Annotated in this window: 14 protein-coding genes; 5 read left to right on the top strand and 9 right to left on the bottom strand. The window is 68.1% G+C overall.

Going from position 1 to position 11,940, the window contains the following annotated elements:
- Nucleotides 1-103: 103 nt before the first annotated feature.
- Nucleotides 104-760, top strand: coding sequence for a VTT domain-containing protein (locus ABZ942_RS22445; protein ID WP_357385853.1), 657 nt, complete (start codon nt 104-106; stop codon nt 758-760).
- A gap of 52 nt (nt 761-812) precedes the next feature.
- Nucleotides 813-1,463 (top strand): DedA family protein, encoded by a 651-nt coding sequence (locus tag ABZ942_RS22440; protein ID WP_357384932.1) that lies wholly within the window; start codon nt 813-815, stop codon nt 1,461-1,463.
- Between the two features lie 46 nt (nt 1,464-1,509).
- On the opposite strand, the gene ABZ942_RS22435 is transcribed toward ABZ942_RS22440, so the two are convergent.
- From ABZ942_RS22435 to ABZ942_RS22425, 3 genes are all read right to left on the bottom strand, one after another.
- Nucleotides 1,510-2,595, bottom strand: a complete 1,086-nt coding sequence (locus ABZ942_RS22435) for a glycoside hydrolase family 76 protein (RefSeq protein ID WP_357385851.1) — start codon at nt 2,593-2,595, stop codon at nt 1,510-1,512.
- A 236-nt stretch (nt 2,596-2,831) separates the two neighbouring features.
- Nucleotides 2,832-3,518 (bottom strand): TrmH family RNA methyltransferase, encoded by a 687-nt coding sequence (locus tag ABZ942_RS22430; RefSeq protein WP_357384930.1) that lies wholly within the window; start codon nt 3,516-3,518, stop codon nt 2,832-2,834.
- 50 nt (nt 3,519-3,568) lie between these two features.
- Complete coding sequence (locus ABZ942_RS22425; RefSeq protein ID WP_357384928.1) at nt 3,569-3,907, bottom strand: DUF4190 domain-containing protein; 339 nt, start codon at nt 3,905-3,907, stop codon at nt 3,569-3,571.
- A 92-nt stretch (nt 3,908-3,999) separates the two neighbouring features.
- Between ABZ942_RS22425 and ABZ942_RS22420 the strand changes: the two genes are divergently transcribed.
- The 3 genes from ABZ942_RS22420 to ABZ942_RS22410 all read left to right on the top strand — a co-directional run bounded on the left by ABZ942_RS22420 (nt 4,000) and on the right by ABZ942_RS22410 (nt 6,551).
- The gene (locus ABZ942_RS22420; protein WP_357384926.1) at nt 4,000-5,373 is read left to right on the top strand and encodes a sensor domain-containing protein; all 1,374 of its coding nucleotides are present in this window, start codon (nt 4,000-4,002) and stop codon (nt 5,371-5,373) included.
- Entirely contained in the window at nt 5,370-6,023 is a 654-nt protein-coding gene (locus ABZ942_RS22415) for a response regulator transcription factor (protein ID WP_357384924.1), read from the top strand. Before ABZ942_RS22420 ends, ABZ942_RS22415 begins: the two co-directional genes overlap by 4 nt.
- A gap of 81 nt (nt 6,024-6,104) precedes the next feature.
- Nucleotides 6,105-6,551, top strand: a complete 447-nt coding sequence (locus tag ABZ942_RS22410) for a hypothetical protein (RefSeq protein WP_357384923.1) — start codon at nt 6,105-6,107, stop codon at nt 6,549-6,551.
- A 66-nt stretch (nt 6,552-6,617) separates the two neighbouring features.
- Here ABZ942_RS22410 and ABZ942_RS22405 read toward each other — a convergent pair whose 3' ends face one another.
- The 6 genes from ABZ942_RS22405 to ABZ942_RS22380 all read right to left on the bottom strand — a co-directional run bounded on the left by ABZ942_RS22405 (nt 6,618) and on the right by ABZ942_RS22380 (nt 11,915).
- On the bottom strand, nt 6,618-7,313 hold the full coding sequence (locus ABZ942_RS22405) for a lysoplasmalogenase (RefSeq protein WP_357384921.1): 696 nt from the start codon (nt 7,311-7,313) through the stop codon (nt 6,618-6,620).
- A 3-nt stretch (nt 7,314-7,316) separates the two neighbouring features.
- Nucleotides 7,317-8,375: a beta-ketoacyl-ACP synthase 3 gene (locus tag ABZ942_RS22400; protein ID WP_357384919.1), complete on the bottom strand. Its 1,059-nt coding sequence runs from the start codon at nt 8,373-8,375 to the stop codon at nt 7,317-7,319.
- A 44-nt stretch (nt 8,376-8,419) separates the two neighbouring features.
- Nucleotides 8,420-9,001 carry an orotate phosphoribosyltransferase gene (gene pyrE / locus ABZ942_RS22395; protein WP_357384917.1) on the bottom strand — a complete coding sequence of 194 codons (582 nt, stop codon included), beginning with the start codon at nt 8,999-9,001 and terminating at the stop codon, nt 8,420-8,422.
- A gap of 2 nt (nt 9,002-9,003) precedes the next feature.
- Nucleotides 9,004-9,816, bottom strand: coding sequence for an SDR family NAD(P)-dependent oxidoreductase (locus tag ABZ942_RS22390; protein ID WP_357384915.1), 813 nt, complete (start codon nt 9,814-9,816; stop codon nt 9,004-9,006).
- Between the two features lie 46 nt (nt 9,817-9,862).
- On the bottom strand, nt 9,863-11,047 hold the full coding sequence (locus ABZ942_RS22385) for a hypothetical protein (RefSeq protein ID WP_357384913.1): 1,185 nt from the start codon (nt 11,045-11,047) through the stop codon (nt 9,863-9,865).
- Nucleotides 11,048-11,123: 76 nt separating this feature from the next.
- Nucleotides 11,124-11,915, bottom strand: a complete 792-nt coding sequence (locus ABZ942_RS22380; protein WP_357384911.1) for a DUF5666 domain-containing protein — start codon at nt 11,913-11,915, stop codon at nt 11,124-11,126.
- Nucleotides 11,916-11,940: the final 25 nt, after the last annotated feature.

Raw genomic sequence — 11,940 nt, 5'->3', positions numbered from 1 at the left:
AGCGATCAGGCCAGCCGTATCCAGAACAGGAGACCGCGTGATTCTGCTGGCAGCGACAGAATCGGTGACGAGCAACCTCGCTCTCAAAGAGTTGCTCGATCCGATGCACCTGCTCACGGAGACGTGGCTCAAGAACGCGGTGCTCCCGGCCATCCTGGTGATCGTTTTCATCGAGACCGGCCTGCTGTTCCCGATCCTGCCCGGCGATTCGCTGCTGTTCACCGGCGGCCTGCTCGCGGCGCAGACGAATCCGCCGGTGTCGATCTGGCTGCTGCTGCCCGCCGTGATCGCGATCGCCTTCGCCGGCGACCAGAGCGGCTATTGGATAGGCCGGGCGATCGGGCCCGCGCTGTTCCACAAGGAAGACACCCGCTTCTTCAAGAAGCACTACGTGACCGAGACGCACGAGTTCTTCGAGAAGCACGGTCCCAAGACCATCATCCTGGCCCGGTTCGTGCCGATCGTGCGCACCTTCATGCCGGTGCTGGCCGGTGTGTCCAAAATGGACTACCGCAAGTTCGTTGCGTTCGACATCGTCGGCGCGGTGCTGTGGGGCGGCGGCGTGACCGTGCTCGGCTACTTCCTCGGCAATGTGGCCTTCATCCGGGACCACGTCGAGGCGATCTTCCTGCTCATCGTGCTGATCTCGGTGCTGCCCGGCATCTTCGCGGTGGCGAAGAAGCTACTCAACCGTGGCGCGGAGCCGGCGGCCCGGCAAGAAGCCGAGTTGACCGTCTCGACGAACGAGCCGACCCACTGAGCTCGTGATCGCGGCGTCCTCGCCCCTAGCAGTGGGCAATTTCGATCCGCTGATGTCAGCGGGGCCCGCGCTCGTCTGGACAGTGGTACTTGCCTTTGTCTTCATCGAGTGCGCGGTTATTCTCGGGCTCTTCCTACCCGGCGACTCCATGTTGATCACCGCGGGCATCGTGATGGCGTCCAACGCCTCCGGCGAAGCGCAGGTGTGGGCGTTGTCGGTGGGCACCATGCTCGCGGCCATCGCGGGTAATCAGGTGGGCTATGTCATCGGGGCGCGGACCGGGCATCGCCTGGTGGCGCGGAAGAACGGCCGCTATATCAACACCCGCAACCTGCAACGGGTCACCGAACTGCTGGAGCGGCACGGGTTCGTCGCGGTGCTCGTCGCCCGCTGGATTCCGTGGGTGCGCACGCTGTGCCCGACGGTCGCGGGCGCGGCGGGAATGGACCATCGCAAGTTCACCGTGGCCAGCACGGTCGGCGCGATCATCTGGGCGCCGGTGCTGCTGCTCATCGGGTACTACGCGGGCGGCTTCCTGGATCGGGTGCCGTGGCTGATGCCGATCGTGATCGGCACGCTGGTGCTGGGTCTGATCATCGGCACGGTGCTCGGCATCCGACACTACCGGCAGGAAATGGCCAAGCCCGCAGAGGAATTCGAGCTGGAGACCTCGCCGAGCGGCATCACCGACGCCGACGGCTGAGCGGAAAGCGAAGTCGCAGTGCCGATTACAGCCCAGCGGCGCTGAATTACAGACCGGCGGCGCTGACCAGGTAGGCGGCCTCCATCAGCATCCAGCCGGACAGCTGCACCGACAGGTCCCGTTCGGGCACCTTGGACGAGGTCACCGAGCCACCGGCGGTGAAGTGGCCCGCGCCCGCGATACCGCCGGGCAGCGTCGCCGGCTGGCTCCAGTCGTGCCCGAACAGCGGCTCGCCCTCGACCTCCAGCCGGTTCGCCCAGGCGGCCGTCGCGGAGGCGCGCACGATCTCGGCGGCGCAGCGTCGCGTCTGCTCCTGCGCCTTGTCGTCGCCGGGCAGCATCAACGCGACCACCGCGAGGTAGCGGGCCAGGATGCCGTTGAACAGTCCGCCGTCGCCGCCACCGCCACCGTTGACGATGCCTCGGGTAGTCAGGTGTTCCTCGACGGCCTCGAGTAATCGATGCACGCGCGCGCCGTGCCTCGGCTCGCCGGTGTGCATCGCCAGTTCGGTTTCCACGCCGAGCACCACGCCCTGGCAGTAGCTGAACACCGGACGCTCGATCTCACCGGAGGGCAGGTGGATGCCGTCGAGGATCAGGCCGCTGTCCGGATCGCGCAGCGTCGCGTCCAACCAGTCGGCCATCTCCTGGGCCCGCGCGTGCCGCCCGAGCCGCAGCAGCGCGATGGCGGCCGGGCCGTTGGCGGGCGCGTTGTAGTAGTCGGAGCCGATGCGCCACGGCACGACGCCGACCGCGGGATTGAAACCCTCGTACAGCGGCTTCTCCAACGCGATCAGGCCGCTGCGCGCCTCGGTGACGCCCGCGGTCCGCTCAGCGCGTTCCAGCGCGATGGCCAGCCAGGCCATGTCGTCGTAGTACTTGTTGGTCCAGCCGGTGATGTTGCGGATGCGGTGCGAGCGCGCGATCGCGGTAATCCGCTTGCGCCGCACCGGGGTCGGCAGCCGGTTGGCCGCGTCGACCGCGCAGTCGATCAGATGGGCCTGCCACCAGTAGTGCCAAGACCCGAACGCGCGCTCCCGCTTGGTCGCCGGCCAGCCGACCACCCCGAGCTCGGTCCCCGGCAACGCCCACAGCGCGCGCAAATGCCGGGAGACGATCGCCGATTCCGCCATGTCCGCGCGTTCGGACCACAGCGCAGGTGTCGCTGCGGCATCCCGCCCGGCCTGCGAGCGTTCACCCAGCGACCGCGGCGTCGCGCGCCGCGGATCCTGTGCCCTCCGCGTGGTCATGCACCAATGGTGCCAGCCCCGCCCGGATTTCCGCGCCCGATTTGTTACAGAAGCGATGTGTATTTGTTCTCGGCCTCATGTCCTACGGGCATGCGACGCTGCGGGCGATGCCTCATCCGTTACCAAGCGTCGGCGAGGTCCGCGTGCCGGCGGACCCAGGCGTGCATGGCGATACCGGCGGCGACGCCCGCGTTGATGCTGCGCGTCGAACCGAACTGGGCGATCGAAACGGTCATGGCCGCAGCGTCTTTCGCGTGCTCGGTGACGCCGGGGCCTTCCTGGCCGAACAGCAGCAGGCAGTCGCGCGGCAGTTCGGCGGTTTCCAGTGGGACCGAGCCGGGCACGTTGTCCACCGCGACCACGGTGAGCCCGGCACGCGCGGCGAAATCCAGCAGCTCGGCGACGCTCGCGTGATGCTCGATGTGCTGATAGCGGTCGGTCACCATGGCGCCGCGCCGGTTCCACCGCTTTCGGCCGACGATGTGCACGGCCGCGGCGGCGAAGGCGTTGGCGGTGCGGACCACCGTGCCGATGTTGGCGTCGTGCCCGAAGTTCTCGATGGCGACGTGGAACGGGTGCCTGCGCCGATCGATGTCGGCGACGATGGATTCGCGCGTCCAATAGCGGTAGGCGTCGACCACGTTGCGTCGGTCGCCACCGGTCAGGAGTTCGGGATCGAGCCGGGGATCGTCCGGCGGCGGCTCGGCGTGCTCGGCGGCCCACGGGCCGACGCCGTGCGGATGCTCGCCCCACTCGGTCGGCCCGGGTGGGTCCTGCTCCGCCGCGTCCGGCACTGGGTGATTCACTCCGACGATGCTAATTCCGCCCGCGGTCGCGCCGTCATGCGGCTGCGGTGTCAGTAGGTGGTGCTCGTACTGCTCCAGACGCCGACCAGGCCGAGCACCAGGAACAGCGCGAAGAACAATATGCCGACGATGATCAACGCCGAGGCGATGATCCCGCAGACATAACCCACCATGACATTCGAGCGGCCGCCGAGCGCACCGCCGGACGCATCGATCTCGTTGAGCGCCCGCCTGCCCATCACCCAGGCGACCGGGCCGATGATCTGACAGAACACCAGGCCGAGAATGCCGAGGATCAGGATCGCGGTGGCCTGTGGGTGTTCCGGCGGCGGTCCGTAGGCCCCGTAGGCTGGATAGCCATACGGCGGCTGCTGCGGCGGGTAGCTCATCAGCTGGATGGTAGTTGGTGTAGCTGGCTACACCACATATTCGGCGGGCAGCTCCATCGAACACCGCCGCCACGACAACAACCATGGAAGCCATGACCGAGACACACGTCGAACCCACCCTCGTGCTCGACCCGACGCCCGGAAAAGCCGGGCGTTCCGTCGAGCGGGTGGCCCGTGCCGTGCTACGCGCCCCGTTCCAGGCCCGCGTCTGGAAAGAACTCGTCTACGTGTTCACCGTGTTCGTGCTCGGCTGCATCGCCCTCGCATACATGTATGTCGGGTGGGGCGGCGGCGTAGCGATCTCGGTCATCATCATCGGACTGCCGATCCTGGCGCTGATCCTGCTCGGCGGCCGGGCCTGGGCCCGGATCTACCGGGCGCTGGCCAAGGATCTGCTCGGCACGGAAGTGACGCCACCGCCGCCGTTTCGGCCAGGGCCGGGCTTGCTCGGCTTCGTCAAGAGCGCGTTCACCGATCGGGCCAGTTGGCGGGCTGCGCTGTTCCTGCTCGCGCAGGGCGTGCTCGGTGTCGCGGTCGGCTGGCTGCTGCTGATCGTCGTCGCGATGACGGTGTTCGTCGCGCTCTCGCCGATCCCGTGGTGGCTCTTCGATCCGATCAACATCGATGCCCAAGGCGTGGAACATCATTCGCTGGCCCAGTTCGGCGACTTCTATATCGAGACCTGGCCACGGGTGCTCGGCCTCGCGGCGCTCGGTGTCATCGGCTGCTTCGCGCTGCCCTGGCTGGTGCGCGCGGTCTGCTGGATCCATCGACTGCTGACCATCGCACTGCTGAGCGCGACCGCGAGCGATCGGCGGATCGTCGAGCTGCAGCAGGGCCGGAAGGCCGCGGTCGATGATTCGACGGCCACGCTGCGGCGGCTGGAGCGAGATCTGCACGACGGCACCCAGGCCCGGCTGGTCACCATCGCGATGGCCCTCGGCCGGGCCGAGGATCGGCTGTCCGCGGGCGGCGATCCGCGCGACCTGATCGCGGACGCACACGCCAGCTCCAAGGAGGCGCTGACCGAACTGCGCGAGCTGGTGCGCGGAATCCACCCGCCCGCACTGGAACTCGGGCTCGCCCCGGCCCTGGAAACCCTGGCCGCGCGCAGCTCGGTTCCGGCGGAGCTGCGAGTACACCTGCCCGAACGTCCGGATCCGGCAATCGAGGCGATCGCCTACTTCTCGGTGGCCGAGCTGCTCACCAACGTGGTCAAACACGCCAACGCCACCAGGGCCTGGATCTCGGTGGTGCCGACGGACGCACGGACCATCGCGGTCACCGTGCGGGACAACGGAATCGGCGGTGTGCTGCAACCCGCGCCGGGCGAATTCGCCGCGGGCAGCGGACTTTCCGGGCTGGCCGCGCGAGCACACACCGTCGATGGCACCCTCACCGTGCAGAGCCCGACCGGCGGACCCACCGTGGTAACCATCCTGCTGCCGAAAGCCGGCTCCCGGTGAACGAGTCGCTGCGCATCGTGATCGCCGAGGACAGCGCGATCCTGCGGGACGGCCTCGCGGGTCTGCTGACCGAACGCGGTCACGAGGTGGTCGCCATGATCGGCGACGCTGCGACATTGAGCGACGTGGTGGGCCTGCACAATCCCGACGTCGCCGTGGTGGACGTGCGGATGCCGCCCAGCTTCACCGACGAGGGCCTGCTCGCCGCCATCGAGCTGCGCCGCAAGTACCCGATGACGGGTGTGCTCGTCTTCTCCCAGTGGGTCGAAACGCGTTACGCCACCGAACTTCTCGCCGGCGGCGCGAGCGGTGTCGGCTACCTGCTCAAGGACCGGGTAGCCGACGTCCGCGATTTCGTCGACGCACTCCATCGTGTCGCCACCGGCGGCACCGCCCTCGACCCGGAGGTGGTGAGTCAATTGATGGGCGCATCCCGCCAACAGGATTCCCTGACCCGCCTCACCCCGCGCGAGCGCGAGGTACTCGAGCTGATGGCGCAGGGCCTGTCCAACAACGCCATCGCCACCACACTCACCGTCACCGAACGCGCCGTGGAAAAGCACATCGGCAATATCTTCACCAAACTCGATCTGCCGCCGTCGGACACGCACCACCGCCGCGTCCTCGCGGTCCTGCGCCTCAAGGGCTGAAACAGCCACGCCCTGATTTGCGCATGTCAGTGCCGTTGCGGGCCTATCCTGAAGGTCCGACAGTCGCCGGTGGAGGCTGGGATGGATCACGGGCGAATTCTGCGCACGGTGCTCGCGGTGACCGCCGCGTACCTTGTTGTGCTCGGGCTGTGGTTGGGGTGGGTGGTTCAGCACACGCCGTCGGGGACGTTGCCGTATCAGATCGTGGCGTTGGTCGGGTTGTTCGGGACGTGTGTGGGGATCGGGATGATGGTGGCGTCGCGGCCGTCGAAAGCGGATCGGCGATTGTGGCGAGACGGGCTGGAAGGGTGGGCGACGGTGCACGGGGTGCATCCGTTGGAGCGGACCGATCATCACACCGAGTTGACCGAACTGGATTTGGAGTTGACCATTCCCGGTTCCGAGACTTACCGGGGGACAATCATTTTCGACGTCACGCCAGCCGACAAGCCACGCCTCGCGGTCGGCGAGACCATTTCGATCCGGGTCGATCCGGCAAACCGGGATCGGATTATCGTCGTGCTGTAATCCCTACAGCCGCAACATATCTGATTCGTCGCACCTGGAATCGCATGCGATCTTCGGTGCCGGAAATCAAGAGCGGTGCGACCGGTGGGCGGCGGGATCGGCGAGCAGGGACTGGGCGACGGCGTAGGTGGCCAGGATGACGCCCTCGGCTACCCGGCGGGTGCGTTCGGTGCGGGCGAACAGACGGCGCAGCACGATCAGGCCGTCGGAGACGGTGAACAGTAGGGCGCCGAGGCCTAGTCGGCTACGCGGGTCGGCGTTGGGAATGTTCACGCCCGCAATAGATTTCGCACCCGGCGCCAGTGCGGGGTCCGAGGCGAGCACGCCTGCGGCGCCCAGCGTCGCGCCGTAGGCGGTCAGCGGTGCGGCGACGGTGGGTGCCTTCGCGCGGAGCAGGGCGGCTGCGCCGAGCCAGGCACCCAGTCGCGGCAGTGCCACCTCGGCGCGTGGGCGCGCGCCGTTGCGCAACCACAGCGCCGAGTATCCGGCCTGCATCACCGCGAACGACGACGCACCGGCGATCAGGCGGCGGTCGTTGTCCGGATCGATGAGCAGGATGTCACCGAGCGTCGCGGCCCCGAGCGAGCCGAGCAACACGGTGCGATCCGTGGGATCGATGTCGTTCCCCCGAATGACAACGTCGGCGGCCAGCAACGGCATCATCAAGGGTTTCGCGATCCACTGCACCTTCTCCCGGCCGGTAACGGCGGCATAGACGGTGACAGTGGCCGCGGCGAGAAACCCGGCCTGGAACAACCGCATCGGTCAGAAGCTCGGCTCGACCGGCTTGGGCGGCAGCGTGACGACCTGGCCCGCGTAGCTGAGTCCGGCGCCGAAGCCGAGCAGCAGCGCCAGCTGACCGCCCTTGGCCTTGCCGGTCACCAGCATCTCCTCCATCGCCAGCGGGATCGATGCGGCGGAGGTGTTGCCGGTCTGCACAATGTCGTTGGCCATCGGGATGTCGTCGGCCAGGCCGAGATTCTTCTTCATAAGCTCGTTGATCCGGGCGTTGGCCTGGTGCGGAACGAAGACCTCGATGTCTTCCTTCGCCACCCCGGACCGCTCCAGCGCGGTGGACAGTGCGCGCGGCAAAGTGACCGCGGCCCAACGGAACACCCGCGGGCCCTCCATCCGCAGTGACATCCGGCCGATCGGCTCGATCGCCGGGTCGGTGCCCTGCATCGCCTGTGCCTTCTCCATGTATTCGAGGAAGTTGACGTCCTGCGCGATGGCGCCCGCGTTCTCGCCGTCGCTGCCCCAGACCGTCGGCGAGATGCCGTTCTCCTCGCTCGGCCCGACCACCACCGCGCCCGCGCCGTCACCGAAGATCATCGCGGTGCCGCGGTCGGTGGGGTCGAGTCCGACGGTCATCGTCTCGGCGCCGATCAACAGCACGTACTCGGCCGAGCCGGCCCGGATCAGGTCCGCGGCCACGCCGAGGCCGTAACCGAAACCGCCGCACCCGGAGGTCAGATCGAACGCCGGGATCCCGTTGATGCCGAGGTCGTGCGCGATGGACGGGGCACCGTGCGGGGTCAGCATGAGCCAGCTCGAGGTGGCCAGGATCAGCGCGCCGATCTTGGACCGGTCGATGCCGCTGTTGACGATCGCGCGCTCACCGGCCGCCGCGGCGATCGACTGCAACGTCTCGTCGCCACTGATCCAGCGCCGGTTCTCGATGCCGGTGCGCTCGTAGATCCACTGCGGGGTGGAATCGAGGACCTTGCACACTTCCTCGTTGCTGACAATTCGCTGCGGTCGATAGGCACCGATACCGAGCATCGCAACATTGTCGCGATTTTTGTTGATTGCAATGCTCACCACTGGAGATGACCCTTCACCTTTGAAGAACTAGACCGCTGTCCAGGCTAGCTGAGGGCCAAATCCTTCAGCCCGAGGATGGATCGATACTCCAGCCCCTCGGCTGCGATCACCTGGTCGGCCCCGGTTTCCCGATCGACAACGGTAGCGACACCAACGACCGTCGCGCCCGCGTCACGCAGCGCGCGCACCGCTGTGAGCGGGGAGTTTCCGGTGGTCGTGGTGTCCTCGACGACGAGCACCCGTTTGCCGACGATGTCCGGGCCCTCGATCTGGCGCTGCATGCCGTGCGCCTTCGCCGCCTTGCGCACCACGAAGGCGTTGATCGGGCGGCCCGCCGCGTGCATCACGGCGAAGGCGACCGGATCGGCCCCCATGGTGAGCCCGCCGACCGCGTCGAAATCCCAGTCCGCGACCAGCTCGCGCAGCAGCTTGCCGATCAGCGGTCCCGCGCCGTGGTGCAGCGTCGCGCGGCGCAGATCGACGTAGTAGTCGGCCTCTTTACCCGACGACAGGGTGACTCTGCCGTGCACGACGGCGAGCTCGCGCACCAGCGCCGCCAATCTGTCTCGATCGGAACCGGCTGAGGTGCCCAGCGCCGACCCGTTCGTGGTTGCCTCGTCGATCATTCCTAAGTCCTTCCGCGTGTGTTGAACAAGCCGCGATTCAGTCGGGCCGCCAGGGCTCGCGGGATCATCCCGGCGACGGTGGTAAGCGTTTTGTACTGCACACCGGGCACACTGAGCACCCGGTCCTTCTCCAGATCACGCAGGGAACCGGCAACTACCTGGTCGACACTCAGCCACAAGGCTTTCGGCAGCGACGACGCATCGATACCGGCTCGCTCATGGAATTCGGTGTGCACGAATCCCGGGCACAGGGCCTGGACCCGGACACCTGTTCCAGCCAGTCCACCTGCCAACCCTTCCGTGAAGGATACGACGTAGGCCTTGGCCGCCGAATACGTCGAGCCCCGTCCGGGGATCACCCCCGCCACGCTGGCCAGATTGACGACCGAACCCTTGGCCGCGGCGATCATAGACGGCAACGCCGCGCGGGTGAACTGCACCACCGCGGTGATGTTGACGTCCACCTCGTCCTGCAGCTGCTCGGGCGAGAGCCCCCAGAACTCTGCCGAGTGCGCGAATCCCGCGTTGTTGACCAGGAACTCGACACCTTCGGCCAGCCGGGCCGCCACCCGGTTCCGGTCCGCCTGCCGCGTCAGATCGGTGACGAGCACCTCGCAGCGGGTGCCGAAACGGTGCGCGAGCGCCGCTGCGAGGGTGGCCAGCCGCTCCTGATCGCGGGCGACCAGGACCAGGTCGTAGCCGAGCGAGGCCAGGCGCATCGCGTAACCGTGACCGATACCGGAGGTCGGTCCGGTGATCAACGCCACGGGACGGGTCGCGCCGGGCAGTCGGGTGACGGCGGGGTGTTCGGTCACCTGCGCTCGATCGGCCGGAGAACCGCGCGGACGCAGGCCGAGCCGATCACTGCGGCACAGGTCCCTGGTACGGACGGAAGCCGGGATGGAACGGGCCACCGGGCGGCTCGGCCGCGGCGTCCTCCCCGCGCGCCGGGCGCCGGGCGGGCTCGTCGGCCCAGTCGTCGTCGGCGGGGAGTTCGTCTCGTTGCGCCGGTGCCCAGGTATCGCGCGGCTCGGGCGCGCGCTTGTCCCGCGACTCGGCCGGGCGCTTGTCGCGCGGCTCGGGTGACCATTCTTCGCGCGGTTCCGGCGACCACTCGTCGCGTCGCTCCGGAGCCCACTCGTCGGCGGTCCTTCGATCCTCGCGGACCCTGGCCCGCGCGTCCGGCACCACGGCCAGCGACGGGCGGCGCGGCGGTTCCGGTTCGTCCGGTGCGGACAGCGGGGCGCGGTCCTCGTCGTGGTCCTGTTCGACGAACGGCGCCTCGTCGAACTCCTCGTCCTTGCGCAGCCGCGGCGGCTGCACCCTGGCACCGCCGAGCGGCTCGTCGAGCTCTTCGTCCGCGGCCTCCTCCGGCCGCTGCCTGCCGCGCGGGCGCGGGCGGCCCGGATCGTGCCCACCGTTGTCGAAGCGCGGCTCGCTCACCGGCGGCAGCACGTGCAGCAGCCCGGACAGGCGCAGCACCGCGTCGATCGAGGTCTCCCACTCGCGCGAGGAGGTGCCGACGGACAACATGCCAAGCGTCCAGTTGCCCTCACTCCAGAGCATCTGCACGGTGTCGGGCAGCGTCTCGATGAACGCAACCATCCGCTGATCGACGGCGTGCCTTGCGATTTCCGGGTTGGTCGCGAACACCACCCGGTCGCCGATCGCGCCGAGCAGTTCGAGATCGGCGTCCTTCGGCGGCGACGCGGTCTTGAGCCGCATGTCGACGTCGATGTCCGAGCCGATCTGGCGACGCACCGCGATCAGTGTCGCGGAGTCCTCCAGATCGAAGAGCACGAACTTCTCACCCTTGCGAATGCCGGACACCACATCGACCGCGGAGAGGTAGCCGAGCTTGGCCAGCGCGCCGCGACGCCAGGTCGATGGGAGCGCGGGCTCCACCGATACATACGTGTAGCCCTGGGATTTCGCCCAGACCTGCCGCGCGTGACCGGTCCGCTGTCGCTGGATCCGATCGAAATACAGCAGCACGATCGCACCCACGAGTGCGATCGCCGCCAAGCCGAACCACATTGCCGTCATCGGTGTCCAGCTTAATGGGCGCGGACGGACAACGTCCGTCGACAGCCCGAGCCGGCCCGAGCGAAGCGGCGGTCGTTCATCTTCCGCCGCCGGGCAGCGCGGTGCTGATGATGACCTTGGCCTGAATCGATCCGTCCGCAGCCTTGTCACCTTGGATCAACACGATGTCGCCGACGGGCAGATCGGAGACCTTGGTGCCCGACATCGAGATCACCTGCGTCTTGGCGTCGGTGTGCACGGTGGTCGTGGCACCGAGCAGGGTGCTGACGGTGAGCGTGCCGCCGTCGTTGGTGGCGATGGTGCCCATCGTCGCGCCGAGATTGTCGATGCCACCGAGGCCGGGCGCGCCGGGCACTCCACTCGGTGTGGCCCGCGGCGATCCGGGAAGCGGACGGCTCGCGGTCGGGAAGGCCGAGGTGCTCGCGGCGCTGGTGGACGACGAATTCTTGTTGGCGAACACCACTCCCCCGGCGATACCGAGCACCGCGACCAGCGCAAGGACCCCGAGACCGAGCGCGATCAACAACCCGGTGTTGCGCCGCCGCGGCGGTTCCGGTGGCAGGTCCGCGGGCGGCATGCCGCCGGGCGGAACGGGACCACCGGGCTGCTGCGCCCACTGATCGCCGTAGGTGCTCTCGTAAGCACCCCACTGGTTGTCATGCGGTGGGAACTCGCGGGTGGCGTTCGGGGGCGGCGGTGACCACGGCTCGAACTGCTCGGTAGCCGGATACGCCGATGGCGCGCCGGACCCGTACGCCTCGGAGTACTCCGTGGTGTGCAGCGGCTGCTCGAACCCGGACTTGCCCGCCAGATGCTCGGTCGGCGCGTCCTCCGGCCGTTGCCCCCACGGATCGTTCGGGTTGGTCATGGACTCCAGGTTAGGCGGCGCGGGC

The sequence above is a fragment of the Nocardia sp. NPDC046473 genome, assembly GCF_040645995.1.
In the GTDB taxonomy this organism is placed as follows: Bacteria; Actinomycetota; Actinomycetes; order Mycobacteriales; family Mycobacteriaceae; genus Nocardia.
Note: the sequence above shows the minus strand (reverse complement) of the source record. Positions and strands in the feature narration are given on the sequence as shown.

What these genes read in the sequence shown, in the direction of transcription:
- ABZ942_RS22440 (WP_357384932.1), top strand. Translation starts at nt 813, where the DNA reads ATGTCAGCGGGGCCCGCGCTCGTCTGGACAGTGGTACTTGCCTTTGTC.
- ABZ942_RS22435 (WP_357385851.1), bottom strand. Translation starts at nt 2,595, where the DNA reads ATGGCGGAATCGGCGATCGTCTCCCGGCATTTGCGCGCGCTGTGGGCG.
- ABZ942_RS22410 (WP_357384923.1), top strand. Translation starts at nt 6,105, where the DNA reads ATGGATCACGGGCGAATTCTGCGCACGGTGCTCGCGGTGACCGCCGCG.
- ABZ942_RS22385 (WP_357384913.1), bottom strand. Translation starts at nt 11,047, where the DNA reads ATGACGGCAATGTGGTTCGGCTTGGCGGCGATCGCACTCGTGGGTGCG.
- ABZ942_RS22425 (WP_357384928.1), bottom strand. Translation starts at nt 3,907, where the DNA reads ATGAGCTACCCGCCGCAGCAGCCGCCGTATGGCTATCCAGCCTACGGG.
- pyrE (WP_357384917.1), bottom strand. Translation starts at nt 9,001, where the DNA reads ATGATCGACGAGGCAACCACGAACGGGTCGGCGCTGGGCACCTCAGCC.
- ABZ942_RS22405 (WP_357384921.1), bottom strand. Translation starts at nt 7,313, where the DNA reads ATGCGGTTGTTCCAGGCCGGGTTTCTCGCCGCGGCCACTGTCACCGTC.
- ABZ942_RS22445 (WP_357385853.1), top strand. Translation starts at nt 104, where the DNA reads ATGCACCTGCTCACGGAGACGTGGCTCAAGAACGCGGTGCTCCCGGCC.
- ABZ942_RS22380 (WP_357384911.1), bottom strand. Translation starts at nt 11,915, where the DNA reads ATGACCAACCCGAACGATCCGTGGGGGCAACGGCCGGAGGACGCGCCG.
- ABZ942_RS22420 (WP_357384926.1), top strand. Translation starts at nt 4,000, where the DNA reads ATGACCGAGACACACGTCGAACCCACCCTCGTGCTCGACCCGACGCCC.